Below are 25,689 nucleotides of genomic sequence, written 5' to 3'. Positions count from 1 at the left end.
GCTTCAGGTTGGGCTGGGGTCTGCCCAGCCCAACCATTACCACCGTTCGAATAGCTGGAGGCAGGATGCGTAGTACTTCGAGCAGAACGCCGCTGTACCAGCACTGCGGCGTCGGTTTGCTCCGCGCCGCAGCGACACCCCTAGATCGACTCCCTGAACGATGGCCCGATCCAGCGGATACTGAGGCGTGCCGCGCCTGGCTGAACGAAGTGTGGTCGGCCGCGGAACTCGCCGACCCGATCCGCCACGCCAGTCCTGGACTTGCCATGCAAGTCGACACCATGGATGACGCCGTTGCCGCCAAGCAAGTCCGGCGCGCAACGCTGGCCACGATCAGATACTTGCTTCGCGCCGCAGGACGTCACACTCCGTTCGGCCTGTTCGCTGGCGTCGCTCCGGTCATGGTGTGTTCTGTCGCAGCTCTGGATTGGGGTACCGAGCACCGAGCATTTGCTCGCGCGGATACCCAGTGGCTCGCCGACGTCATCGATCAGCTGGAGGCTTGCCCTGAACTACTGGAGCGGCTGGATGTGGTGTTCACAAACCTCGCTACCGTCCGAGGCAATCGGCTCGAAGCGCCACACGGTCCAAACCGGGTGACTGCTCGGTACACCAGCGCGGTACGCGCAGCATGGTCGGCATCAGCATCGCCTGTCCGGTTTGCGGACCTGATCTACAAAGTCGCCGAGTCCTTCCCTTCCGTCGACATCAGCACGATCCGTGCAATGCTTGAATCCCTTGTCCAGCAAGGTTTCCTTATCACTTTCCTGCACGCACCAGTCACGATCACCGATCCGCTCAAGCATCTGGTTGATCGCCTGCAAGAGGTTGACGCGCACACAGTGCCTGCAGCCGCACCGATTCTTGAGGCATTGGAAGCTGTCCAAGCGGATCTGCAGCGCCACAACGATCGGCGCCCCGATCAAGACGAGCAAGGTCATTTGCGCGCGCGTGTGATCCGGCAGATGCGGGTGATCTCGACGGCCGGCCGAACACCTTTGGGCGTGGATCTGTGCCTGCATGCCGACGTTCAGCTACCGGAAACTGTTGCCCGCGAGATGGAGTGGGCAGCCACCGCACTCGTGCGACTGACGCGGCAGCCGACCGGACACGCCCTCTGGCGCGAGTTCTACACCGCTTTCTGCGACCGATACGGCACTGGAACGTTAGTACCGCTGGCTGACGTTGTTGATCCTGATACCGGCCTCGGCCTTCCAGCCACCTATCCGGGAAGCGTCCTGCCGGAGCCGACCGCCACCCTGTCCGACCGCGACGAGAGACTTCTTGCCTTGGGCGCGAACGCAATCGCCAATAACAGCAGGGAGATCATCTTCACCGAAGAAACGATCCAAGCGCTGACCGTCGGCGATCCGGACGCAGAGCGGCGCATTCCACCCCACGTCGAACTGGCCACCCGCATCCACGCCCCCAGCGCCGAGGCGATCAAGCGCGGTGAGTACACGATCACCGTTGCGCCTGCTCGGTCAGCCGGAACCTTCACGTCGCGCTTCACCACCGTCGTCCGTGGCTGCGGCCTGGAGCAGGTGTACGCAGCCGCACCGACCGCCGTCGCCGGTGCGCTGCCAGTGCAGCTGTCGTTCCCTCCGGTCTACCCGAACGGCGAGAACATCTGTCGCGTCCCGGCGTACCTCCCGCACGTACTCGCCCTCGGGGAACACCGCAGGCACCAAGACGAACAAGCCGTTATCCAACTGGACGATCTCGCGATCACCGCGACTCGAACCGGACTGCACTTGGTCAGCCTTTCGCGTCAACAGGTGATTGAGCCGCAGGTGTTCCACGCGCTGGCGCTGGAGAAGCAGCCGCCACCGTTGGCGCGATTCCTGGCCCATCTGCCCCGTGCCCTGAGCGCTACGTGGCACGAGTTCGACTGGGGACCCGCGGCTCAACACATGCCGTTCCTACCGCGGATTCGCTTCCGCCGAGCCATTCTCAGCCCAGCCCGATGGCGACTTGATGCCGTCGACCTGCCCGCCGACGTACCGCCGAACCATCCGCAGTGGATCAGCGCACTTCGACAATGGCAAAGCCGATGGCGCTGTCCGGCCACGGTCGAAGTGCGCGACGCTGATCGGTCACTGCGGCTAACCACGGACGTGCCCGCACACGCCGCAATCCTGCACGCTCACATCAACCGGCACGGTCACGCTGTACTCGTCGAGGTGCCCGAGATAGCCGACTTTGGATGGGCTGGCGGTCACGTCCACGAGATCGCGCTCCCGTTGGTTTCCACGCGGCCGCCCGCACCTTCCCCACCGATCGTCGCTCGGCCGGTGATCACTAACAGCGGGCACGGCCAGCTGCCAGGGTCGGCCGAGACCAATTGGCTATACGCCAAGGTGTACACCCACCCAGAACGAGTCAACGAGATCATCTCCGACTGGATGCCTAGATTGCTGGCAGATCTTGATTCTCAGACACCGTGGTGGTTTGTGCGGTACCGCAGTCCACAAGAGACCGACCACATCCGGCTGCGCCTCCACGCATCAAACCAGGACAGCTACTCGCATTGCCTCACAGCAGTGGGAAACTGGGCTCAACAGTTGCGCCACAAGGGCACCGCTGCACGATTGGTGATCGATACCTACCTGCCTGAGGTCGGCAGGTACGGACACGGTGCAGCATTAGATGCGGCCGAAGCCGTCTTCGTCGCCGACTCTGCAGCAGTGGCAGCGCAGCTTCGGCGCCTGTCCCCGAAGACCATCGATTCCACTTCGTTGGCGGCGCTGGGCTTGGTGGCCACAGTAGAAGGCTTCCTCGGCGGCCGCGACGCCGCAATGGACTGGCTGCGCGCCCGTCCCGCACCAACCGGAACCACGGTCGACCAGACGCTGTCTCGTCAGGTGACCCGCCTGGCATTGGCCAATGAACTTCATGATCTGCCCGGCTGGACCGAGGAGATTGCCACGGCGTGGAAGGCTCGCGCAGACGCCCTGGCTGTCTACCGCACGCGCCTACCTGACGATGCCGACGCAGTGCTGGAGTCGCTCCTGCACATGCACCACAACCGCGCAGCCGGGATCGACCGCGACAACGAGACGCTCTGCCGCCGCTTGGCGCGGCAAGCCGCGTTGGCCTGGCACGCCGGACGCGTCGGAGTCAGCCGGTGACACAGTCCGAAGACGTTGTGCCACCACGTGATCCCGCGCCTGGCTGGGGTCAATCATTGGCAGCCGGAGCTGCGGGCATCGCCCTGCTGCACGTGGAGAACGCCCACGCCGGGACCGGCAGCTGGGAGACCGCCCACCAGTGGATTCGCGCCATGACTCGCGAGCCGGTCAGCGCCACCCCTAGCTCGTCCGGTCTCTACCGAGGAGCACCAGCTGTCGCGTTCACGCTGCACGCGGCCGGACAGTCGGCCTACGCCACCGCGTTGTGCACTCTCGACGAGCACATCGCCGCGATCACACGACACCGCCTGCACAAAGCACATGAACGTATCGACCACGGGCAACTCCCGACGCGACGAGAGTTCGACTTGATCAGTGGGCTCACCGGCATCGGCGCGGCGCTGCTGCACCGCGAGAAGCACACCGACCTGTTGAAAGACGTCCTCACCTACCTGGTGCGCCTCACCGAGCCAGTCAACACCGACGGCGACGTACTGCCGGGATGGTGGTGCTGTGATACGCCTGGTGGACAGCCTGAAGGTTCGTGGCCAGGCGGCTACGCAAACCTCGGGCTAGCGCATGGCATCGCTGGCCCGCTCACGCTGCTCGCCACTGCTGCACGACGTGGCATCGCTGTAGTGGGCCAATCCGAGGCGATGGACCAGATCTGTTCCTGGCTGGAGCGCTGGCGCTGCGGCGCGGACCGCACGGCATGGTGGCCCGGATTGCTCTCCCGCGCAGAGTGGCAAGACCAGACTGTTCGACAACCAGGACCGCAACGCCCGTCGTGGTGTTACGGCACTCCTGGCCTTGCACGAGCCCAACAACTCGCCGCTCTGGCGCTCGCCGACCCGCGGCGCCAGAAGCGTGCCGAACAGGCCCTCGCCGGATGCCTGAACGACGACAAACAGCTTGCTCAACTGCGCGACGCCTCAGTGTGCCACGGTTGGGCTGGACTGCTGCAAGCAACTTGGCGCACCGCGGCCGACGCTACCGACGGCGAATTAGCCAGTCGCCTGCCGATCCTACGCGCACGGCTGAGCCGGCACCTGGACGAGCACGGGCAACCAGCTGACCCGGGGCTTCTGGAAGGCATCGCAGGACTACGCCTGGTCCAACAGGCCCTCGACAACGACACCACACTCGTCACCCGATGGGATGCCTGCCTGCTTCTAGGCGATTGAACCCGACCACCTGTCGGTCCCACCGACTAACATCCGCCCCGCCGGAACGGAAGGAAGCAATGAACACCACCACTGGTACCTCACCTGAGGCCCTGCGCGCATCGATGGTCGACAACATCCGCAACGTCGGCCACGCCCGTCTCAACGCGGTCGAACAGGCCATGCGCGACGTTCCCCGTCACCGCTTCGTTCCGGCCGCCACGGTCACGGAGGCCTACGCCAACATCGCCGTAATTACTAAACGCGCAAGTGACGGCTCTGCACTGAGCTGCGCCTCTGTACCGACCGTGGTCGCGATGATGCTGGACCAACTCGACGTCCAACCCGGTAACCGCATCCTCGAAATCGGCGCCGGAACCGGCTACAACGCCGCCCTCCTGTCGCAGCTGACCGGCCCGTCCGGCCACGTCACCACCGTCGACATCGACCCGGAAGTGACCGTTCAAGCCCGCGCGGCACTGGACGAGACCGGATATCCCGAGGTGGAAGTAGTCACACGGGACGGATCACTCGGGGCAGAGGAACACGCTCCCTACGACCGCATCATCGTCACCGTCGGAGCGTTCGACCTCCCACCCGCCTGGTGGAACCAGCTCGCACCCGGCGGCAGGCTCGTAGTTCCGCTGCGCTGGCGGGGCCAGACCCGCAGCGTCGCGTTCGTCCACGATAGAGACCGGCTGCGGTCCGACTCCGTGCAACTATGCGGATTCGTGCCCATGATCGGCCAGGACAACGAACAGTCCGGGCACATCGACCCGGACGGCCTGGTCACTCTCTACTGGGATGCCGACCAGAACGTCAACTTGGACGCCTTGCAAGGCGCGCTCAGCAAACCCAAGACCGCCGTGTGGTCAGGCGTCACTGTCGGCAACACCGAACCTTTCGATGGCGTCTGGCTACGCATGACCGGCGCCGAACCGAGCACCTGCCGGATCGCCGTCGAGCCAGCAGCTGTCGACTCCGGGCTATGCACCCCAGCGATCCCCTCACGAAGCCCCGCGCTAGTCGAGGACGATTCTCTGGCGTACTTCACCTATCGCCGGCTTGAGCACGAAGGCAATGAGCGCCGATCTGAACTCGGCGCAATCGGTCAGGGCCCTTCTGGGCTCCAGCTAGCCCAGCGACTCTGCGATCAAATCAGTGCATGGGACGACGCGCGCACTAATATCCCAATCATTACCGCCTACAGGACGGGCACTACCGTAAGCGAACTCCGCGAATCAAACGTCATCGAGAAACGGTTCAGCTGTCTGGCAGTCATTTCCTGAGCCCAAAAATATCCCTCGCACCGAAGGTGCATACAGCAGTGGAAACCGTTCCGAATCTCTCCAGCTTCTACCACAGCCAGAGAGCATGACGGCGCCTAGGATATGACTCCGACGTATTCCACTATCGAGCATTTCCATGAATTTGCCAAAAAATTGCGATAGTACATGAGACTTTCCGTGGATATCACTACGGGAGGCCCGACTCGCCCGGTCGATTGAAACCTGAGCGCACCGATCGAAGAGTGTCCGTGTGGCGAACCAATCCTGTCGTCACATGCGCTTACCGTGTTGCTGCCACAGCCAAGGAGGTGGGAGATGTTCGACCGAGACGTAAACTACCCGACTGCTGTCGCGAGCTACGACGATGAAGGTGTGGACGCGGCCATAGATTGGTGCTGCGAGCATCTGGAGGATGGCGACATCCTGACAGTGTGGACCAGCCTGAAGTCCAACCTACGGAACTGTTCGCAACTGGAACAGCTCGTGGTTCGACACTCCAACGTCGAGCATGTGACCGGCAGAGGTGGCGGGTTCGTCCACGGTAGAGGCCCAGTGTTGATGGCGTGGGCGGACATGGACGACATCGGAAAGTTGACGCGGTACGGCGGCCAACGCATCCGAGCACTATGTGTCATTACGTGGAACGACGATGCGATCAGGCCTTGGGTGTCAGCTGTAAGGCCAACCGTCCTCGGTGATGACTCAGCCTGGAAGGACTTGACGCCCGCGCTCGACCCAGTCGTCGTCGAGGCAATGAAACGCCTCACCCAAACCGTCAACCACAACAACACCATCTCGGCAGGATTCGAGAAAGACATGGTGGTAAGCACCCTGTTGGCGTTGCACGACGCTGAAGTGCGGATGGATGGGGAGGCGATACAGGGATGGGCCCTCGCAAACGGATGGTCTGGTAAGAACCCCGAGCGCCTTGCCCAGTACGTGAAGGACATCAACGCAGGAAAACGACCGCGTTGCAGACGTGTACTCCGAGCGGACTACATTGAGGTAATCTCACCAAGATTCTGGTTCGTTTGTTGAGCCGCGAAGCTGCTCGGACGAGCGCTGGTCGATGTGCTGGGGAGTGGTGAGACCCGGGGAAAGATGGGCGGGGAGCCCTTGGTAGAACTGGATTGCGAAGATCAAGTCCGGACCAGAAGGCTCCCCGTGATTGCGTATCGTGCCATGCTCGATGTCCCGCGTGAACTGGCCCTCTACCTCAGCCGGCTGCTGCACGCCGAACGCCGCCGACGCGGCACCCGCAAGAACAGCAGGGCGTTGACCTGCTTTCGCCACGCGGTGCTGGGCCTGCGCTGGTTCCGGCAGAACACCGACGTCCCCGCCCTGGCTCGCGATCACGGCATCTCCCGCGCCACCGGCTACCGCTACTTGGATGAGGTCGTCATCGTGCTCGCCGAGCAGGCGCCGGACCTGCATGAGGCCCTGCAGCGGGCCAAGGATGAGGGCACGGCCTACGTGATCCTCGATGGAAAGGTCTTCTCCGCCGATCGCTGTAGCGAGAAAACGTTGAGCGTGAAAGGCGAGCCGATCGACCTGTGGTACTCCGGCAAAGCCCGCGAGCACGGCGGCAACATCCAAGCGCTGTGCGCGCCGGACGGTTTTCCGTGGTGGGTCTCGGATGTCGAGCCCGGTTCACTCCATGACTTGACCGTGGCGCGCGAGCATGTGCTGGGTGCGCTGTACTGGGCCGCCTCGCACCTTGATCTGCCGACGCTGGCCGATGGCGGCTACGACGGTGCCGGCATCGGCGTGCACACCCCGGTCAAACAGCCTGCCGATGGCCAGGTCCTCGACGTGGACACCCGCACACGCAACGCTCTGCTGCGTGGCCTGCGGTGTCTGGGCGAACGTGGTTTCGCCCTACTCACCGGACGCTGGCGCAGCCTGCGGCATCTCACCGCCAGCCCCAGCAAGATCGGCGACATCGTCAAAGCCGCCCTTGTCCTCACGCATTTCGAACACGGCAAGATCGCGTGAAAGTCGCTGAGATCACCTCATCGAATACCTCCGAGACCGTGCACAGGAAAGCGAGTAGGGTCGCCCCGCTTGGCTTCCCCCAGAGGAGCAATTGAGCAAATTCGCTAGCGCTGACGCGAGGCTGACAACGCGAATCATACGGATCTGATATAGAAAGTGCCGCAATGTCCGCGCTTGCTGAGGAGTTTGTGTCCAGCGACGGACTCGCATCACAAGTACCTCCGACGTCCTCAAAGCTGGAAAGATGTCGATGTCGCCCGTCATAGGCAGAACGCCTCGCTACAAAGCGACGAGGCACTGTCAAGATCCGTGACCGTCCGGTTACAAGAGGGCGGTCAACTTGAGATCGCTCGACCGGAGCAACGCCAAGACACGTCCTGAGCGCGTATAACAGTGGGTGACATGACGTGGGAGGCGTGGTGGCTGAACCCGACATTGCGAACGGGCCTTCACCACCGAGTGTGGTCGTGCCCACGGACGACACAGGGGCACCGACGTCCAGCAGGTATCGATACCAATACCAGCTCGCAGCAGCTCACTGCATGTCGATGCTCCGCAACGATGGCCGGGCGGTGGTCTGCGAGTGGCACGCCGACTTCTTGCTCCACCGGGCCGATGGCCAATGGGAACTGGTGTCGGTCAAACACCTGGACGAAGGCTCGTGGTCGTTCAGCAAGCTGTTCGATGATGGCGGGCTCGCTCTGCTGTTCGACACCTGGATTGGCTTAAAGCGACCAGCAGGCGTGCGGCTATGTACGAATGGCGGATTCTCCACGACGAAGTCACCTATTTCCGCACGTGCGATCGAGGATGTGTGCGGAGAGCAGCTCGCGTTGGTCGTGATCAGCGACGAAATGTGTTGCGCCGTCGCATGGGCGGTTTTAAAGGTGGCTGCCAAAAACAAACTGGACAACCTGCCCAGCGTCGAGAAGATCCCGCTGATCGCCGAGTGGACCAGTCCAGATGGTCTACCAGCAGGCATGATGGATGCCGCCCGAGAGTTCCTCCAATCGCTCCGGATTGAGAAGTTCCCTGCCCGACAGAATATCCATGACCACGTGATACGGAGATACGTCGAGCCTGAGCTGCGGAAGCTTGGTAGAGATACCAGAACAGCCGACGTGTGCTATGAACGGCTCCTGACTTTGATCGACCGAGCGAGTCGCGACAACGACGGCGTTCCACTGGATCCTCTAGACCGACTCACCGATCCGGCAACAATGACCTTGTCAGGCAAGCTCGATGAGCGAATGCAGCGGCGGACCATCACCATGGAGCAGGTGCTTGAGTGCCTGGCCATGGCCCACACCGACGTGGCGCCGCTTCTGCCGGCTGGCAGGCGGCCGCCGCGTGCCCCTGGTGGGCGGAAGCTGACCGCGAAGTTGCACGACGGAGGTATCAGCGACGAAGACAAGCAACAGGCTCTCGACCTGAGAGACCTGTGGCACGACTCTTGGCCGCGGGTGACCACCGGCTTTCCGCAGGATATCGAGGTCGAGTTCGCGCTCGAACAGGAAATCCTCGATCTTGTCCGTACGCTGCGTCTCGAACTTGCTGGGCAGGACCGCTATGGCGTGCGGTTCATGGCGGCACTGCACCAGCGACTCCGCCTGGATACGCTAAGGGGCCGCCCCGCGTTGCCGCTTCACGACCGCCACCTCGTTGGCCTCGCCTACGAGCTGAGCGACCAGTGCCGATTTGGCTTCGTCGATGAGGGAGCCGCCCAGTGAGCGTGCCACTACCTCGCGACGATCGCCGCACCGCGCAGTTCCAGCAGCGTTTGCGGACGGAGTCGGACTACCACCAGGCCAGGCTTCTGCTCCTGCTATCCGGGTTCACTGAGGACGAAGAAGAGTTCGTCGGCCTGACTCGATTGGTCAAGCTCGACTTCCTACTCCGCTATCCCGCGATGACTCGTCGTCTGTTGCCGGAACCCGGAAACTGGCCGGAAGGCACTGAACCGACCCGCGACGAGTTACTGGCAGTGGAAAGCCGAATGATCCGCTACCGCTATGGGCCGTGGGACGACCGCTATTACCCGATGCTCGGCGCACTAGTTGGACGTGGACTCGCGGTGTTCACTGGCGGACGTCGGTTCGCGGCGCGCGTCACGCCGCGAGGGCGGCAGCTCGCGACGCAGTTGTCCGAGGTCCCGGAGTGGCGGCTTACCGCGGCTCGGATACGGCTATTGCGCGAACACTTCGACTTCTCGGGCGAGCAGTTGAAGTCCCTGATCTACGAGCACCTCGACGATGTGGCCGCTCTTGCGCAGGGGGCCGAGATCTGACATGGCAAAGAGGCTGCGGCTGCGCGCACTCACGATCACCACAGAGACAACGGAGAAGACCTACCGGTTCGCCAAGGACCTCACCGTCATCACCGGCTCGGTGTCAACCGGCAAGTCCTCGTTGCTGATGTTGATCAAGTACGCATTCGGCGGCAGCGCAGTACTTACCCCAGCGGTGCGCGAGCATGTTCAGCACGTGACTCTCGAGGTGCAACTGAATCAGAACCTGCTACGCCTGCGCCGGAACGTGACTGGCGATCGCAGTAAGGTGCAGATTCTCGAACTCGGGTCGGACGTTCCAGAACGCGAGCTTCCGGTCAAGCCGTCTCCAGGCGAAGAGAGCGCATCCCGTTTCCTGTTGAAGGAACTGGACATCCCGGTCCACCGTGTGCCGAAGAGCCGAAGCAGGCGCTCAACCGACTTTGTGCCTATCGGCTTCAGTGACGTTTTCGGCTACTGCTATCTCCAGGCAAAGACAATCGACAGCTCTGCCACTGGCCATCACGACCCCGGACGGGACTCGAAGCGGCAGACGATGTTCGAGATCCTCCTCAACATCATCGACCCGGAGATCTTCCAGCTCAAGATCGAGCGGAACGCGGTTGCAGAAGAGATCCGCACACAGGAGAGATCGATCGACGCGATCCGAAACTTCCTCCATGTCAACGGATACGCCGACGTCGATCAACTTCGCGCAGAACGATGGGATACCCAGGAAGCGTTGCGGGGCAGTGAGCGTCGGCTGGACGAAATGAGGACCGGTGTCGAAGCGCTGATCCGCCGGGATCGCGAGCACCGCAACGAGTTGAGCCGCGTCCTCAGCGAAGCAGCACGCGCTCGTGAAGTGCTGGCCGTGGCCCGAGACACGGTTCGAGCTCGGGAGGCGACCCTGGCACAACGCCGACTCGACCTCGCACACAGTGACAAGGCCGCACTCGCAGCAGGATTGCTCAGCCCGTTCGAGTTCGTCACGTGTCCTCGTTGCCTGCAAAGCCTCGCCGGCCGTGAAACCGACAACGGGCAATGCCTTCTCTGCCAACAACCCGAACCACAGCTGCTCCACGAATCCGACGATGAGCAGCGTTCGTTGCTCAGGGCACAGATCACGGAGACCGAAACACTGCTGGTCGAGGAACAGAAAGCTTTGCGGGAAGCAGAAGGCATGGCCTCGATCACCGAGTTGAACGCGGCCGAAGCGCAGCGCCGCTATGACGAACTGACTCGCGAAGCCGTATCCCCTCGGGTGCAGGCGATAGCCGAGGCAAGCACGGCGGTGGAGAGCCTGCGGCAGCATCTACGGGCCATCGACCAGCGCATGGCTACGTGGCACAAGCTTGGCGAGTCCGAAACCACAGTCGTCGACCTGATCCGACGCAGACGGCGGCTTGACAACGACATCAAACAACTTGAGAGGGACTCCCCGGCTCGACAGGAACGCCTTGATGAGATCTCTCAGGTCTTCGCAGCCGAAGTCCGCCGTATTGGCGTGAACGTCAACGGACGACCGACCATCAGCCCGGACAAGTATCTCCCCAAGATCGGCGACAGTGACCTCGACACACTCCAGGCTAGTGGTGGAGGAAGCACAACCGCGATCAACGTCGCCTTCTCCCTGGCGCTCTTCAACTACTCCATCGCACATGCTGATGTGTTGCTGCCAAGCCTGTTGGTCATCGACTCACCACGCAAGGGAATCGGACGAACTGAACAGGCTGACCAGGAACTTGCGACAAGCGTCTATGGCCGCCTCAAGACCGTTGCACAGGCCCTCGGTGGTATCGGGCAACTGATCATCGCTGACAACGATGCCGAACTTGGCGACGAAGAGGACGTCACACTCATCCGCTTGACAGAAGACGACTCCGCCGTGCCTGGCGTGCCCAACACCGGGGTCGGTACCAGAGTCAAGGTCGAGGACTTGGCAGAACCTGAGGACGAGTGACATCCCCTCCGTCGGCAGGCGCCGGGGAGCTCAGATGGTGAGGCTCACGGCGTAGCCCTGGGATTCCAAATAGACAGCCGCGTGGGAAAGGATGTCCGGGTCGTCATAGTCGAACGGCTGGAAGCTGAACTCCAGCAGCGCTGCGATAGCGGGTTCAAGCTCGGCGCCTCGCACAGCTGGTTCAGGCGCCAGCCATCGGGCGGCGACAGGGATCAAGCCATGCTCAGTACGGCCCTGCATCTGCTGTTCCTGATAGGGGAAGCGGTAAAGCAGGTGTCGGCCACGGGCCGCCCACAGGATGTTGACCGCAGGCTTCGGTCGCAGCGGCGGCAGGTCGCAAGCGATCGCTATGTCCTGTGTCTCCCATGCGACGACGACCTCGTCGGCGCCAGCAGCTGAGGCGAGGCCCGACATCTCAGCGATCCCCTTGGCGGCGTCCATTCCTCGAGAGACCGGCCACAGTTGTACGAACCCGTGCAACCTGCCACCCGCGAACGCGAATAACTGCGGCTTCATCACCAAGCCATGCTTCATCATCTCGACGTGTCCCGTCTTGATCGACTGGACTATGCCATCCCAGAGCTGACCGTCCACTCCATCTCCCCTTCCCGAGTGGTGAGCGAACAGCGTATTGCCCTTGATCTACCCGAGCACCGCAGACCCGCGACAAACTGCAACCTCCCGGGAGGGGCTCCACACGCCATCAAGGGTGCTGTTCCGGCGGGAACAGCACCCTTGTCGTGCCTGGTTAAAGGGACGCTGGAGCCTTCTTATACCAGCCCGTGATCACACCTACCAAGTGGACGATGTTCTGGGTCCTCATGATTGGTGCAGCGGCGTTGGGCTCGAAATCCACATTTGCCTCTGTGCTGCGCCAAATGCTGGTCTCAGTGACGGGCGCGGCCATGTGTGGGTCGAGGCGCTTGAAGAACTCCGTGATGTCGTCGAGCTCCACCGGATTGTCACCCGCGCGAAGCTCACGGAATACTCCACCGAGGACACGCAGCATGCCCACCGAGCCGAGCAGCGAGGTGCGACGCAGCTTCTGCGCCATGGTCAGCTCGTCGGCGTTTCGCTCCGCCTCCGGATCGTCCTCAGTGATGGCGGCGAGGTCGGTGAAGGCGTTGGAGATGACGTCGAGGAAGTCCTTAACCTGCTCGATAACTTCGCCGTCGGTCAAAGTCTGTTCGGCCTTTTTGCTGATCCGCCCGCCTGCGCCAGCAATTACGGAGCGAGTGATATCTGCGACATGCTTGGCGCCCATCAGGTTGGGGTTCTTCAGTGTCATGCGGTCCTGCTCAGCGTCCACCCGTCCCTTGAGCAATGGGTGGTCGATGACGTCGGACAGAGTGCGGTTGGCAACCTTGTAGCTATCGAAACGGGCACGGACGGCGCTGCTGATGCCCTTAGCATTGTCCGCGACGTCGACGAACATCTGCTGAGCCTTGATTGGATCCGGCTCGACGTAGATGTCCAGGCCAACGTACTCGGCCTTCAGCCGATTCATTTGGCCGATAAGCTTTTCGCGCTCCGCCTGGAGCTTCGCAGCCTTGTCCACGCTGACCTTACGCGCCAACTCCCGGTCAACGTTGGATATGGCGTCGGTGATGCGCTGTTTCTCGATGGACACACCGAGCACCCGGTGCTGGCCATCGATGGTACGCAAGGACGAGATACCACCGATGGCCCACGGCACGGTGAGGTAGCCGACGGCGCCATGCTCGTCAACTTTCTCGAAAGTGCAGCCACCACCGTCCCGGGCCAACAGGGCAGGGGCAACCCAGTCGTGCTTGGTATCCAGGTACTCGCCGAAATGCTTGGCGTGCAGGCGATCGACCTTCCGGTTGTCCTTGTCGACGTTGTTCGGGTCCGGGACTGGCAGGATCGTTGGCAAGTCGAGGAGCGGTACGCGTGTGGTGTAGACGTCGCGACCCCCTTGCACGGTCTTGATCGCCAGATACGTGCTGGAGTCCTGTGGCTTTGACAGGCGCAGCGGGTCAATGTTGATACTCACCTTAACCTCCTACGGGAGACGTCCAAGCTCCTGTCGGAGGCTGGTTGCAAGCAACTCTACGAAGTAACTGCTAGGTTCGTCAAAATAAGAACTTAAATTCACGGCGAAGTTCTAAGATGGCCGGTCTGTCACTAACTAACACCACCGACCCGTCGGCCGGATTCGACGTCATCGCCAGTTCCGGCCCGCTACCCTCAGTCACTGGCCTTGATACAGTCGAGGGTGGGCGCCTACCTGTGCACCGAAGCATTACTACCGCTAACGCGCACGGCCGCTACCGCGAACTTCGGCACCGAGGTTGGGTCCTCCCACGGCTGGAGGACGCAGGATCGCCTGCTTGTCGCTGGTTGCACACACCTCTGATACATCCCGTTGGGACGGCACAAGGCGCACGCCTGCAATACGCTCCGGGCGCACTGCTGCGCCGTTCTCTCGTAGATCTGTCGCGCTCTGCAATAGATCTGCCGCGCGCCGCGCGGCGTCGGACTGCTGTCGTTGCTGGGTCAGTTCTCGCCACACGCTGACTTCAGCAATTAGCGAAGCCAAGGCGACAATCAAGACAACCAACGCGACGCCGGTACTGCCGCGCCTTGACAGCGCACCAGCCTGCGCGAGGCGTCGAGCAGCAGCCCGGAGCTCGACTGCTGTAGGTGCCCAGCGGGTCGGCTGAACTCGACGCGGCGTAGCAGCGGCCAGTTGATATGTCGTCGCGGCCGCGGTGATGGGGCCGGCATCCGGGCCTTCCACGCCACGCGCGGTTGCGGTCAGCAGGTCCAGGGCTGCATGGGCGATCCCGTCCACCGTGTCGACGCTGGCTGCATCGTCGGTGTTGAGGTTGGCTGCCAGAACGTCGCGCGCATGAGTCACTGTGTCGGTTGCCGCCGTGATTGCTTCAAGACGTTCGGCGCGACTGGCTGGACGCGGACTCGCGAAGCTTGGTGAACCGACTGCACTCGCCCACCGTCGGGTCAGTTTGGGTGCGGACAGATCACGAGCGAGGCTGCTGCCGCTGAACCAGATCTGCGCGTCCGACGACTTGCTTCTATCGCCCATCTGCGCCACTCGGTAGCCAGACAGCTCCCCGTCGGCACCCCATCGCGGCTCGATGGACACGGACATCTGCTGGCGTACCAGGCCGACGAATTCCTTCGCCGAGGTTGCCTCAAGAGCAGCGGCGCGAACGACCTCGCGTAGATACTCCCGGCTCGGCTGCTTCCATCCCAAGCGAGCCGCTTTCTCGGTTTCGGCACGTGTTGGCCGAAGCGGTGCGGTCTTGTTGGCTGGCGAGGTTGGCGTCAGGTCAAGGTGTCGTTCCACCTCCATGCACCATCGACGCCAGCGCGGCCAGTCCCGGTAGGTGTCGGCAATCGTGCCGTCGCCGCGGACCAGATTCAGAGCGAGATGAACGTGGTCGTTGCCGTCCTTGCTCGGACCGTGGTGCACAGCGACCCATCGGCACCCGGCGCGCCCCTCGCTGTCGGGACCGAAGCCCATGCGGTCGATTGCTTCCTCGACGAGTTCGCGCCACCGAGCATCGCCGAGGACCCCGTCTTGGCGAGGAACCGACAGCACCACGTGGTAGACATGGCCTCCTGGCACTTCTACGTCGTGGCCGGTCATCGGCGCGTCGATCTCGCGGGCAAGGCGAGGCAGCCAGCCGCTGTAGCGATTGGCGAAGGCGCCGCCGGCAAGCCACTCCGGATCCCAAGCGGCGACGAGGTGTTGGTCGCGGTGTTCGTTGGACTTGCCGGGGCCGAACAGATACCTCAACAGGCCGTAGGTGTCTGAGCCGTACTTGCCCTTGGCCGGCGCCTTGGCGATCACGACTTCGGTTCGCGTGACCGGTCGGATGGATCGATCGCGGCGAGGATCTGCCGATGCTGCTCCAGGGTCGCCGTGAAGTAGGCCAGCGCGGCGGTCAGTGCTTCTGGTGGTTCTCCGGTCGCGTTGAACGACGCAGAGATCTGGTTGATGTTGGTTCCGATTCGGACCAGTCGTGTCTCGACGGTGTCGAGGCGTTCGGCCCACCAGCGTTGCTCGCGTTGGCTCCAGCCGCCAGCGGATTCGCGTAGCGCAGATTCGATGAGATAGCGCGGCACCGAGAGGCCTGCCCGTGCGGACTGGACGATCAGGCGAGCGTAGGTCGTCGTGGTGGTGCGGACGTGAATGCTGATAGGTGAGCCACCCTCGACGCGGCGTTGGCGCCGCACTTTGTTGTGTGCCATCAGTTCCCCCATGTGGTGTTCGGCGTGCCCCTGCACGCCTCCGTTGTCCGCCATGGCATCCAGCCGTGGCAGGGGTCCGGTAACCGGATCCCTAACTTGCTGACCGTGGCCGGGCTTCCCGTTCGTCGCGCGAAAGCGAGGATGGGAGCGGCTTTGTTCGCGCCGCTCGCTTGCCGAGTCGACGATGTTCAGCGTTAGTCCGTTGCGGACAGTGCGCGGATCAGTGACTCGGTGAGGACCTTGTACCGGCCGCCAAACTTGACCACCTTCGCGGGAAATTCCCCGCGTGCCACCAGCTCGTAAGCGTGGCTACGACTCAGCCCGAACGCCGCGCCCGCGGTCGGTACGTCGACGGCCGGTGGCCACGTCGCTTTGATCTCTGCCAAGGTTGGCGGTGCGCTTCTACTCTGCATCGTGCTCACCCTCGCGCTGCTCTAACTCGATGAGGCGAGCCAGGAAGCTGTGGTACGCAGTGATGTTGCGACCGCGGGGCGGACGATCGCCCACTTCCCACCGATGCACTGTTGACGCCGTGACCTCACAGTCCTGAGCTACCAACGCTTGGCTGAGCCCAGCAGCGACACGAAGCTGACGTGCCCTCCCGGTCCTGATCCATGTCTGAAGCTCTGCGGAGCGGTCCGCCAGAGTCTGTCCCCCGATTTGCATACCCCCCATGGTAAGCTGCGTGGGCATTGCCTGACCATCGCCAAGGAAATACGGTGTGTCGTGTCCGTTCAGCTACTCAGGATGAGGGGGGTGCGTATCGTTCTGCCGTGCCTCGCCTGCCGAAGAACTTCCAGATCGACTGGGTGTCCGTTGAGGAACTGACGCCCGGGGGATACGTGTCCACCGGCCCTGACACCGCCGTACCGACGCGCTTTCAAGCCAACTTCGCGCTCAGCGAGCCGGAGTCATCGGTGAAGATCGAAGTAGTCGTCGGTGCGGACCTTCGTCCGCTCGTGCTTGAGGTGGCCGTTCGCGGGAAGGCGACGACGCCGATCACGACATCCGTGATGAGGCACGTGCTTGTCGACCAACTTCTGCGGGCTGCCATGGACAAAGCCACGGTCCCGTCATCTGTACGAGACGAGTGGCTTGCCACCCTCCCGCCTGGCGTTCAGCCGATGGACCGCAGTCAGGCCGACCCGGTACCTAGTGCGGACCAGCGTCTTCGCAGCCAAGCCGATGAGGATGCGCGACGAGCGGCACAGATCTACTCAGAGGCCGTAGCCGCGGGAAACAGGGCTCCCGGCCTGGCCGTGGCAACTGCCATGAAACGGTCCCGTACGCAGGTGTCCCGGTACATCCGCAGGGCTCGTGACATGGGTCTACTGCCTCCCTTGGGCTCTTCTGAGGGGGCCTGACTATCGAAGGAGTACCACGTCAGTGGGGGATCCGATCAAGAAGATCGAGTTGAAGGACGGTACGACCAGATATCGGTTCGTCATCGACATCGGGCGTGACCCGGCGTCGGGACGGCGCAAGCAACTGACCAAGACGTACGACACCAAGAAGGAGGCTCGCGCCGAGTACGCCAAGATCAAGCACCAGACCGACGAGGGGACGTTCGTCGGACCGGTCAAGATCACCGTGTCGGAGTGGCTCGACACATGGCTCAAGTCGGCCACCATCGACGTGGAGAAGGCGACAGCATCCAACTACGCCGACGCGCTCCTGCCAGTACGCAAACGGCTCGGCGACAAGCGGCTTCAGCAGATCACCGAAGAGGACATCGACGACTTGGTGACCTGGATGCTCACGTCTGGTCGTAGACGTGGCGGCAAGCCGGGCACCGGACTCAGCGTGAGATCGGTGAAGCTGACGCTGGGCAGGCTGAGGTCGGCGTTGAACGTGGCCGTGCGGCGGAAGTTGGTCGTGCGGAACGTCGCGCAGTACACCCAGATACCTCGCGAAGCGCGCCGGAAAGCCGCAGCCGCGGCGGCTGAGCGCAAACCCTGGAGTGAGACGGAGGTGAGACAGTTCCTCACCGCAATCCGCGATTATCGGCTGTACGCGCCAGTTCTCCTGTCGCTGATCGGGATGCGACCGGCCGAGGTCTGCGGGCTTCGTTGGTCAGCCGTGGACCTTGAGGCGGGAACCCTGTCAGTGGAGCTGACCCGGACACTTGTGGACGGCGAGGTCGAGGAGAAAGGGCCGAAGTCAGAGAAAGGCAAGCGGAAGCTGCCACTACCCAAGCCTCTGCACGCGGCTCTGAAGACGTTCAAAGCCGAGCAGGCAGCCGAAGCCATCCACGCTGGCGAGGCGTACGAGCGGTCCGGGTTCGTGCTGGTCGACGAACTGGGAGCGGCGTGGAAGACGGACAAGTTCCGGCGGGCGATCTACAAGCTGATGGCCCAGGCAAACGTCCGCAAAGTCCGGCCCTACGACGCCCGACACGCCTGCCTGACCTACCTCGCCACCTCGGGCGTCCCCGACGTCGTGGTGAGCGCCTGGGCCGGTCACGCTGACCTGAGTTTCACCAAGCGTGTCTACATCCATCCCGACGTCGAGCACCTCAGAGAGGCAGCAGACCAGCTCGACGAGTTGCTCGGCTGAAGAAGCAGTACAAGCGTTCGTGTGAAAATGTGAGACGGCGTGCCCAAAAACGACTTCAGGGCCTTGTCTCACCGTAGTGATCCAAGGCCCTGACCTGGGCTTTCGCCCTACTTCGACCGTCGGGACGACAGGATTTGAACCTGCGACCCCTTGACCCCCAGGGTCGTCCACAAAGGACGCTGATCTGCTGATTCCGAGAATCCCCTACTAGCAATCAGTCCGTTGAGGACTGTTGAACGCAGTCGACAACAGGTCAAGCGCGTTCGCCGCTCCAGTTTCGCTCCTGCTCCAGGTTGACCAAATCCGTGCCCGTTCCCCTGTCATCATTGGCTTCTAGATCAAAAGACATCTCACCAACAGCCGCCGAGACACCCAGCGCACCGGCCATGTCGAAAGTCATCCGAGTTCACTGCGACACGCGCCTTAACGTCTACATCGGACGCCAACACGAGTCCATCGGCACCCAAAACCTGGCTACGCGGCGAGGAAATCAGCAAACCTTCGAGTGACGCTCATGCAGGTCCCCACGGCCAACGCCTCATGGATGCCTCAACAGCGCTCTGGCATGAAAACCCTTCAGCCAGTTGACTGCCCCAAGGAGGTGCCACACGGCACCCCACTGATCACTACGACTCACCCGCACGGAGACCACGGTGACAACTCCCGACCGACCAAGCACCCAGGTAAAGGGCGACCAGAGTCAGCCACGGGACAGAAGTACGCTACTTTCGCAACGAAGCGCGCTGATCTTGTTCATCGCGCTGATGGTCGCCGCCTGTATCGGAACTCTTACATACCTCGCGAGCAGGGATCTACCGATCGCAGCAATCGCGGCGATCAGCGCTTTCCCCACAACAACCTACTTCGGCGCTAGGATCATCGAGTAGCAGTCGGAAACCCCTCCATGTGCAGGCACAAACATTCTCGCTTTGACGTCCCGGCCGACCTGTCCACCGAAGCCCAAAGAACCGGCATCGAAGCATCCGCCGAAGCTAGCCCGAACGAGTGAGTCACTGCGGTTCTCCAGCCAACGCGCATCGATAGGCATACCGTGAGCATTCGTTACGGGAGGTAACCGGTCGTGAGGGGTGGACATGACGGGACCATCGGACCACGTGCGCGTGAATCCGAACGATCTGAGGGCTGTAGCCGACGAGATCGTGGACGTGGCAGACAATGCTCATCATGACGCTCGCAAACTCGGTGGGGCACAGGACGCGTTGAACGGCGCACCACCCACGTTCGACAGTCCGCGAGCACATGCCGAGATCGAGTCCGCGTGGCAACAAGCCCTGCACACAATGACCACGAAACTCGCCGTAGCGGCGGACACCTTGTCGCTGTCCGCGGAGTCCTACGCCTCGGGCGAGCTGCACAACGTCCGCGGATTCACGAACTGAGCGGGCCTGATCGTGATCACATACGACGACCTCATGCGGCTGGATCTCAACGCATACAGCGAAGAAGCACGTAACTGGAAGACACTGGCGGACGCGCTAGCTACCCGGGCGACCGAGCTCGATCAAAAACTGAAAAAGCTGGACGGCTGGACAGGTGCCGCGGCCGAGGGCGCCAAAGCCACGTTCGCCGGGCATCGCAAGCAATACCAAGATGTATCCACAGCAATCGCCAGAATCCCACCAGTTCTTGATCAAGCTGCACTTCGGTTTGGCGAGATTCGTACCGAGGTGAATCGCCTGCTGGACGAAGCACGGCATAACGGGTGGACGTTTGACCCGGCCGGTGCTGTTGTCGCGCCAGGACCGCCTCCGGCACCAATGTCGAATCTGGAGCCGGAGGCACGCCGTCTGCAGGACACGATGGCCAGCGTGTTGGATCGAGCCCGACGTATAGACGGCGAAACCGCACAAGTGTTGCGGAGCCTGCACCCAGGCCACGCTGGCTTCGCTGGTCCTGATCAGGCGACGGTGGCCGCGGCCGCCACACCGATACCACCGCGCACCACGACACCCACTGAAGTAAAGAAATGGTGGGACTCGTTGTCACCGATGCAACAGGAATCATTGCTCTACACCCATGCCGGTGAGATCGGTGCCTTGGACGGCGTACCAGCCACCGCGCGTGACCGCGCCAACCGCAGTAGGTTGACTGAGATGAAAGCGCAGCTCGTCGCCGAGCAGCAACGCCTCAACGGTCTCGGCGACCGACGGATCGGGCCAGACAATGACCGTCTGGCCGAGATCGACGCGAAGCTGAAGGGGATCGAATCCATCGAATCACGACTCGGCAAAGGATCCCCACCACACCAACCGGCTTTCCTGCTCGGCATCGATACCAACGGCAACGGCAGGGCGATCGTCGCCATGGGCAACCCAGACACGGCCGCCAACGTCTGCACCTACGTCCCCGGAACCGGCGCCAAACTGGCCGGCGTGGATGGCGAGATGGATCGCGCGGACAGGATGGTCAACGCGGCCAAAGCAGTCGACGAAGGAAAAACAACCTCGGTCATCGCCTGGGTTGGCTACGACGCGCCCCAACATCCCATCCTCGAAGCCGGATTCGACAAGTACGCCGACAACGCCAAGCAAAACCTCGACCGGTTCCAAGACGGACTCCGCGCCACACACGAAGGACCTCGATCCCACAACATGGTCCTCGGCCACAGCTACGGATCCACAGTCGTCGGGCACGCCGCACGAGACGAACGCCTCGACGTCGACGGCGTCATCTTCGTCGGCAGCCCAGGTGTCGGCGTCGACAAGATCGACGACCTCCATCTGCCACACGACCAGGTCTACGCCACCGTCGCCAAAAACGACGCCATCAACATCACCAACAACCCCCGCAGCTTCGAAGACCCCATTGAGATGAGCCTCGACATCCACGGCCCCAACCCCGCCGACCCACGATTCGGCGGAAGACCATTCGAATCCGACCCAGGCGAACCCGCGTGGCCCATCGGCAGCGAAGCAGCACACAGCGCCTACTGGGATCCAGGCAACAGGTCCCTGGACAACATCGGCCGCATCATCGTCGGACAACCAACCCGATGAAAGCCAACCACATCAATCCACGACCGGGCATCGCCGCACTCGCACTCGCGATCGCGCTTGCTCCAACAGCATGCACCACAGGCGGAAGCGAGCCACCCGTGAACACCATCACACAGCAACAGGCCAACGAGCGAACCGAACAATACATACGCGATGTCGTATCCGTGATCTCACCAAAGCCCCGCCTCGAACCACTCAGCCACGAAGAAGCCGGCGACTGCTCCGACCCAACAGACAACGGACCACAGGGACGCGTCATCGCCAACCGAAGCCATTGGCTACGCGACATCCCCAAGAACGACAACCCTGCTGTCATCAACACAGTGCTCACATGGTGGTCCGACCACAACTTCACGATCATCACCGACGACCGCCCTGCCGCCAACTACGTGCAGGCGGAGAACAAGACCGACGGCTTCAGGATGTACCTCCGCGAAAGCGCGCAAGGCGGACTCTCTCTCGGTGCGACGTCACCATGTGTCTGGCCCAACGGCACACCGGAACCCAAGCCCTAACCAACGTTGCCAATCAACCCCAAGCGTGTACGCAGCGAACCCGCCGCAAGTCAGTCGTCGATCAGTGGAACCAGCTCCTCCGCGAGAACAAACCCAGACGCGCGACCGAACTTCTCCTGGTCATATTCGGTCTCGAGCACGTCGATCGCTTCCTCCGGCACAAGTCCTTGATCACGAAGGTCCTGAGCGATCCGCCGGATTGGACGTGTGAACCCCTTCAACTGCCGCTCTGCGCCATACCCACCTAGTGCCGCATCAAGCAACGTTGGGTAGGTAATCGGGTCTGCGGATCTTGGAGTTGGCCGCGAAGTGTCGTTTCGGGGTGGCGTGCTTGTTGGCCCAGCGGATGTAGCGGGCGATCGCTGTCTCTTGGGCGGTGTGGGACGGGTAGTCGCTGCCGTCCAGAGTGAAGTAGCGCAGCGCGGTGAACTCACACTCGATCCAGTTCAGCCACGAGGCGTTGGACGGCGTGAACACCAACTCCACGTTCTGCTCAGCGCACCAGGCTCTGACCTCCGCCTTCTGGTGGGCTCCGTAGTTGTCGCAGATCAGATACAACCGTCCGGCCGCCAACCGGGCCCGCAGTTGTTTGCAGAAGGCGAGGAACTCTCGCCACCGCTTGCGGTCCCGAAACCGGTAGAACAGCTGACCAGTGGCCAGATCCAGCGCGGCGAACATCTGCCGCACTCCCACGGTCCGCGTGTAGGTGGCCCGCCGCCGCCCCGGGTGGCCGCGTGGAAACCAGCCACGACCAGGCCGCGGCTGCAGATTCAATGGGCCGAACTCATCAACACAGATCACCCGTCCGTCTGCGGGTGGATCGTCATACAGGGCCAGGATCCGGTCCATCGTGGCGGCGAAATCGGGATCCCGGCTGGCTTTCCAGGTCTTGGTGCGCTGCCAGGTGACACCCGCGGCGCGCAGGATCTGGCGGATGGTTTCCGTGCTCACCCGTAACCAGTGATGCTCGGCCAGATAGGCCGCGAGCTTGGACAGGCTCCAGGTCGTGAACGGCTGCCCCAGGCCCGCTGGATCGGCTTGGGCGACGCGGCAGATCAACTCGCGGGCGGCCGACCCGAACTTACGAGGTCGGCCGCCGCTCCATTTTGGGTCCAGCGCCGCGAACCCCAAGTCGTTGAACGCGTGGATCACCTCCCGCACATACCCGTCGGTCGCGGCGAACATCACCGCTATGTCGTCGGCGCTGCGACCCTGCATCGAGGCCAGCACGATCCCGGCCCGCCGCAACCGAACACGATCCCGCGTGGACCGGGTCACCTTGACCAGACGCTGAGCCTCCTCGGGCTCCAGCGAACGCACGAACACCTCAGGCCGACGTCCCACTCGACCACCACCTCCAGCGGCCAAGCCTGGACCATCACCAAGCACCACGTCCACGCGACGCGATTACAACGCCAACGTTGCTTGATGCGGCACTAGCTCATACACCTCGTCGCGGCTAATCCGGCCGCCCTGCTTGCCGGCCTTGCGAATCGCCGCCGCCTGCACCCGATACTCCTGATCAAGACGGCTCAACAACTCAGTCAGGGTTTCCGCACTCCAACCACCGGTCGACAGATCCTCTTGACCAGCAACAGAACTACCAACTCTGGCGACTGATTCCGACGATCCTTCGTGCACGGAAACTTTCAGCGCTGCCATCGCATGATCAAGCAAACGTTGGGGCTGAAGCATGTAGATGTCCACGCCTGCGCGCGTTCGAAGCTCCTTGATCAAGTCTGGATGTGGGCTACGCAGCTCGCCTCGCACCATGCGCCACCAGTCAGGCTTGTTCTCCGCCGTCACGAGGAGCACGTCACGCCCCGTGAGCTTGGCCTGTCTGAGAACCTGCTCCCATACGAGGAAGTCGCCGACAGCTCCATCGACTCCTTTGGCCTTGACGTCTTTGAAGCCAGGTGCGATCTCAGCTTCGACCCGTCGCTTCCCTTCCTCGATCAGATGGGGAAGCTCTTCCTGAGGCAACGGCGGGCCAACCCTGCCATCCAAGATCTGTTCCAGCTCACCGATGAGCGGATCAGCGTTAGTGTCCTTTGCGAACAAGTCGTTTTGATTGTCTTCATGCTCCTCGATAGCATCGCGGACGGAGTCGAACGCCACCCGCAGTGTGCGCACCACCGTGGATATGTCCTGAGTGGACAAAGAAGCGATTTTCACCCACTGTGTGATCTGGGTTAACGCTTTACTGCGCTGGTTATCCAGTTGCTTCAGCGTCTCGGGAGTCCCACGTGGATTGCGCAATACCGACTCACGATTACGCCAGAACTCGTGAAGCACCTCTCAGAAACCCAGAGGTTGGGGCCGGAGCGCACGAAGCACTCCCAAGAAAGTCGGTTCGCGCCTGGACGCTGTACATGTACATGTTGAGCAGAACTTTTGTGTCCGGCACTGCTAGTCGGACACGACGGCGACACGCTCCTGGTTCTGCAGGCACATGCCAAGAATTCCACTCTTCAAGTAACATCCTTGAGACCCTTCCCATCTGACACAACCGACCGACATCCCACAGGGCAACAGCTCCGGGTTCTAGGGTCTGACTGCATGTCCAGTTTTGCCTGCGGCGATGCCATCTTCTACGAATCTAGGTGTTCGCTCCTACTGGGAACAGTAGATTAAGGTCAACTGCGACGTGAGCCATGAATATGGACTCGGCCCAGGAGTTGACAGATGGAGAGAGCGGGTCGACTGCGCCCGCCATCACCTCGATCTCATGGGAATTGTCAAGGCGCACCTTGACAGGGATACACAGCGAGCCGCATTCTAAGCGGCTTTGAACAACACATGTCACGCGTTGATTCGAGGGGGTAAGGGGTGTCAAACTCGCCTGATGGGGCCGATCCCGTGGGTGGCCCGGCTTCGCCGCGCTTGTCGGGTAGCGCTCGGCGGGCAGCGCGACCGATGCCCGTCATCGTGCTGGCCGATATCAGCGGCAGCATGATCGGCGACAAGGTCGCGCAGCTCAACAACAGCATCGCGATGATGTTCCGCAGTTTCGCGGCCGAGGATTCAGCTCGTGGTCAGATCTGCGCTGCCGTGATCACCTTCGGCGGTGCCGGAGCGATGCTCCACCAGCCGATGACACCGGCCGGCCAGTTGGACTGGACGGACATGGTGGCGGGCGGGGGCACGCCCCTGGGACAAGCGCTGCAGCTGGCGACGAGCCTGCTGGAGGACCAGGAACAGGTGCCGGTACGGGCTTTTCCCCCGACGCTGGTGCTCGTGTCGGACGGATCACCGACGGACAAGTGGGAGCAGCCGCTCGCGGCCCTGCTCGAGAGCAAGAACGGACGATCGGCGCTCAGGTTGTCCGTCGGCATCGGCGTAGACCGGACCAGTGACTCCCAGCGCGTGCTGGAGTCCTTCAGCACACCTGGAAAAGCTGTGATGACCACTGAGCACACTCACGAGATCGCCGCGAACTTCCGTTGGGTCACCGCGACGGTGACAGGCCAGTTGCTGGAACGAACGGGGCAGCGGGCCGTCCAGCTGGAGGACCTCGCCTGACCATGGCTGAACCCAGTACCGACTCACCGTCGA

23 protein-coding genes are annotated in these 25,689 nt (G+C 62.4%); 14 read left to right on the top strand and 9 right to left on the bottom strand.

Going from position 1 to position 25,689, the window contains the following annotated elements; genetic code table 11:
• Nucleotides 1-65 precede the first annotated feature (65 nt).
• The 8 genes from LWC34_RS45530 to LWC34_RS45495 all read left to right on the top strand — a co-directional run bounded on the left by LWC34_RS45530 (nucleotide 66) and on the right by LWC34_RS45495 (nucleotide 11,807).
• On the top strand, nucleotides 66-3,131 hold the full coding sequence (locus LWC34_RS45530) for a lantibiotic dehydratase (protein ID WP_233731509.1): 3,066 nt from the start codon (nucleotides 66-68) through the stop codon (nucleotides 3,129-3,131).
• Nucleotides 3,128-4,315 (top strand): lanthionine synthetase C family protein, encoded by a 1,188-nt coding sequence (locus tag LWC34_RS45525; protein ID WP_233731508.1) that lies wholly within the window; start codon nucleotides 3,128-3,130, stop codon nucleotides 4,313-4,315. Before LWC34_RS45530 ends, LWC34_RS45525 begins: the two co-directional genes overlap by 4 nt.
• 59 nt (nucleotides 4,316-4,374) lie before the next feature.
• Nucleotides 4,375-5,583, top strand: a complete 1,209-nt coding sequence (gene fxlM, locus LWC34_RS45520; RefSeq protein WP_233731507.1) for a methyltransferase, FxLD system — start codon at nucleotides 4,375-4,377, stop codon at nucleotides 5,581-5,583.
• Nucleotides 5,584-5,898: 315 nt separating this feature from the next.
• A complete protein-coding gene (locus LWC34_RS45515; RefSeq protein ID WP_233731506.1) occupies nucleotides 5,899-6,621 on the top strand; it encodes a DUF1889 family protein in 723 nt (240 codons plus the stop codon).
• Nucleotides 6,622-6,747: 126 nt separating this feature from the next.
• Nucleotides 6,748-7,578, top strand: a complete 831-nt coding sequence (locus LWC34_RS45510; RefSeq protein ID WP_233722715.1) for a transposase family protein — start codon at nucleotides 6,748-6,750, stop codon at nucleotides 7,576-7,578.
• 407 nt (nucleotides 7,579-7,985) lie between these two features.
• Nucleotides 7,986-9,308, top strand: coding sequence for a dsDNA nuclease domain-containing protein (locus LWC34_RS45505; protein ID WP_308200243.1), 1,323 nt, complete (start codon nucleotides 7,986-7,988; stop codon nucleotides 9,306-9,308).
• The gene (locus LWC34_RS45500) at nucleotides 9,305-9,865 is read left to right on the top strand and encodes a hypothetical protein (RefSeq protein ID WP_233731505.1); all 561 of its coding nucleotides are present in this window, start codon (nucleotides 9,305-9,307) and stop codon (nucleotides 9,863-9,865) included. The genes LWC34_RS45505 and LWC34_RS45500 overlap by 4 nt, the downstream gene beginning before the upstream one ends.
• A gap of 1 nt (nucleotide 9,866) precedes the next feature.
• Nucleotides 9,867-11,807, top strand: a complete 1,941-nt coding sequence (locus tag LWC34_RS45495; RefSeq protein ID WP_233731504.1) for a coiled-coil domain-containing protein — start codon at nucleotides 9,867-9,869, stop codon at nucleotides 11,805-11,807.
• Between the two features lie 30 nt (nucleotides 11,808-11,837).
• On the opposite strand, the gene LWC34_RS45490 is transcribed toward LWC34_RS45495, so the two are convergent.
• The 6 genes from LWC34_RS45490 to LWC34_RS59160 form a co-directional block, all read right to left on the bottom strand.
• Nucleotides 11,838-12,401, bottom strand: coding sequence for a hypothetical protein (locus LWC34_RS45490; RefSeq protein WP_233731503.1), 564 nt, complete (start codon nucleotides 12,399-12,401; stop codon nucleotides 11,838-11,840).
• 154 nt (nucleotides 12,402-12,555) lie between these two features.
• Nucleotides 12,556-13,821: a DNA sulfur modification protein DndB gene (locus tag LWC34_RS45485; RefSeq protein WP_233731502.1), complete on the bottom strand. Its 1,266-nt coding sequence runs from the start codon at nucleotides 13,819-13,821 to the stop codon at nucleotides 12,556-12,558.
• A gap of 258 nt (nucleotides 13,822-14,079) precedes the next feature.
• The gene (locus LWC34_RS45480) at nucleotides 14,080-15,645 is read right to left on the bottom strand and encodes a relaxase/mobilization nuclease domain-containing protein (RefSeq protein WP_233731501.1); all 1,566 of its coding nucleotides are present in this window, start codon (nucleotides 15,643-15,645) and stop codon (nucleotides 14,080-14,082) included.
• Entirely contained in the window at nucleotides 15,642-16,100 is a 459-nt protein-coding gene (locus tag LWC34_RS45475) for a plasmid mobilization protein (RefSeq protein WP_233731500.1), read from the bottom strand. Before LWC34_RS45475 ends, LWC34_RS45480 begins: the two co-directional genes overlap by 4 nt.
• Nucleotides 16,101-16,240: 140 nt before the next feature.
• Nucleotides 16,241-16,459 carry a helix-turn-helix transcriptional regulator gene (locus tag LWC34_RS45470; protein WP_173141592.1) on the bottom strand — a complete coding sequence of 73 codons (219 nt, stop codon included), beginning with the start codon at nucleotides 16,457-16,459 and terminating at the stop codon, nucleotides 16,241-16,243.
• The gene (locus tag LWC34_RS59160) at nucleotides 16,449-16,712 is read right to left on the bottom strand and encodes a helix-turn-helix domain-containing protein (protein ID WP_173141591.1); all 264 of its coding nucleotides are present in this window, start codon (nucleotides 16,710-16,712) and stop codon (nucleotides 16,449-16,451) included. Before LWC34_RS59160 ends, LWC34_RS45470 begins: the two co-directional genes overlap by 11 nt.
• A 107-nt stretch (nucleotides 16,713-16,819) precedes the next feature.
• Between LWC34_RS59160 and LWC34_RS45465 the strand changes: the two genes are divergently transcribed.
• Together LWC34_RS45465 and LWC34_RS45460 are read left to right on the top strand one after the other, a co-directional pair.
• Nucleotides 16,820-17,410, top strand: a complete 591-nt coding sequence (locus tag LWC34_RS45465; RefSeq protein WP_173141590.1) for a hypothetical protein — start codon at nucleotides 16,820-16,822, stop codon at nucleotides 17,408-17,410.
• A 22-nt stretch (nucleotides 17,411-17,432) separates the two neighbouring features.
• A complete protein-coding gene (locus LWC34_RS45460; RefSeq protein ID WP_233731499.1) occupies nucleotides 17,433-18,602 on the top strand; it encodes a site-specific integrase in 1,170 nt (389 codons plus the stop codon).
• 253 nt (nucleotides 18,603-18,855) lie between these two features.
• Here LWC34_RS45460 and LWC34_RS45455 read toward each other — a convergent pair whose 3' ends face one another.
• A complete protein-coding gene (locus LWC34_RS45455; protein WP_233731498.1) occupies nucleotides 18,856-19,002 on the bottom strand; it encodes a hypothetical protein in 147 nt (48 codons plus the stop codon).
• A gap of 694 nt (nucleotides 19,003-19,696) precedes the next feature.
• Between LWC34_RS45455 and LWC34_RS45450 the strand changes: the two genes are divergently transcribed.
• Genes LWC34_RS45450 through LWC34_RS45440 form a run of 3 tightly spaced genes read left to right on the top strand, consistent with a single transcriptional unit; the run spans nucleotide 19,697 to nucleotide 22,134 of the window.
• Nucleotides 19,697-20,002: a hypothetical protein gene (locus LWC34_RS45450; RefSeq protein WP_233731497.1), complete on the top strand. Its 306-nt coding sequence runs from the start codon at nucleotides 19,697-19,699 to the stop codon at nucleotides 20,000-20,002.
• Between the two features lie 12 nt (nucleotides 20,003-20,014).
• On the top strand, nucleotides 20,015-21,619 hold the full coding sequence (locus LWC34_RS58410) for an alpha/beta hydrolase (protein WP_233731496.1): 1,605 nt from the start codon (nucleotides 20,015-20,017) through the stop codon (nucleotides 21,617-21,619).
• A complete protein-coding gene (locus LWC34_RS45440) occupies nucleotides 21,616-22,134 on the top strand; it encodes a hypothetical protein (RefSeq protein ID WP_233731495.1) in 519 nt (172 codons plus the stop codon). Before LWC34_RS58410 ends, LWC34_RS45440 begins: the two co-directional genes overlap by 4 nt.
• Before the next feature lie 255 nt (nucleotides 22,135-22,389).
• Here LWC34_RS45440 and LWC34_RS45435 read toward each other — a convergent pair whose 3' ends face one another.
• Together LWC34_RS45435 and LWC34_RS45430 are read right to left on the bottom strand one after the other, a co-directional pair.
• The gene (locus LWC34_RS45435) at nucleotides 22,390-23,478 is read right to left on the bottom strand and encodes an IS630 family transposase (RefSeq protein WP_233731494.1); all 1,089 of its coding nucleotides are present in this window, start codon (nucleotides 23,476-23,478) and stop codon (nucleotides 22,390-22,392) included.
• A gap of 63 nt (nucleotides 23,479-23,541) precedes the next feature.
• A complete protein-coding gene (locus LWC34_RS45430) occupies nucleotides 23,542-24,429 on the bottom strand; it encodes a PIN-like domain-containing protein (RefSeq protein WP_233731493.1) in 888 nt (295 codons plus the stop codon).
• Nucleotides 24,430-25,050: 621 nt separating this feature from the next.
• Here LWC34_RS45430 and LWC34_RS45425 point away from each other — a divergent pair.
• Nucleotides 25,051-25,656, top strand: a complete 606-nt coding sequence (locus LWC34_RS45425; RefSeq protein WP_233731492.1) for a vWA domain-containing protein — start codon at nucleotides 25,051-25,053, stop codon at nucleotides 25,654-25,656.
• Nucleotides 25,657-25,689 lie beyond the last annotated feature (33 nt).

The sequence above is a fragment of the Kibdelosporangium philippinense genome (assembly GCF_021390435.2).
Classification (GTDB): Bacteria; Actinomycetota; Actinomycetes; order Mycobacteriales; family Pseudonocardiaceae; genus Kibdelosporangium; species Kibdelosporangium philippinense.
The sequence above is the reverse complement of the archived record's forward strand: the minus strand, read 5'-3'. Positions and strand labels throughout refer to the sequence as shown.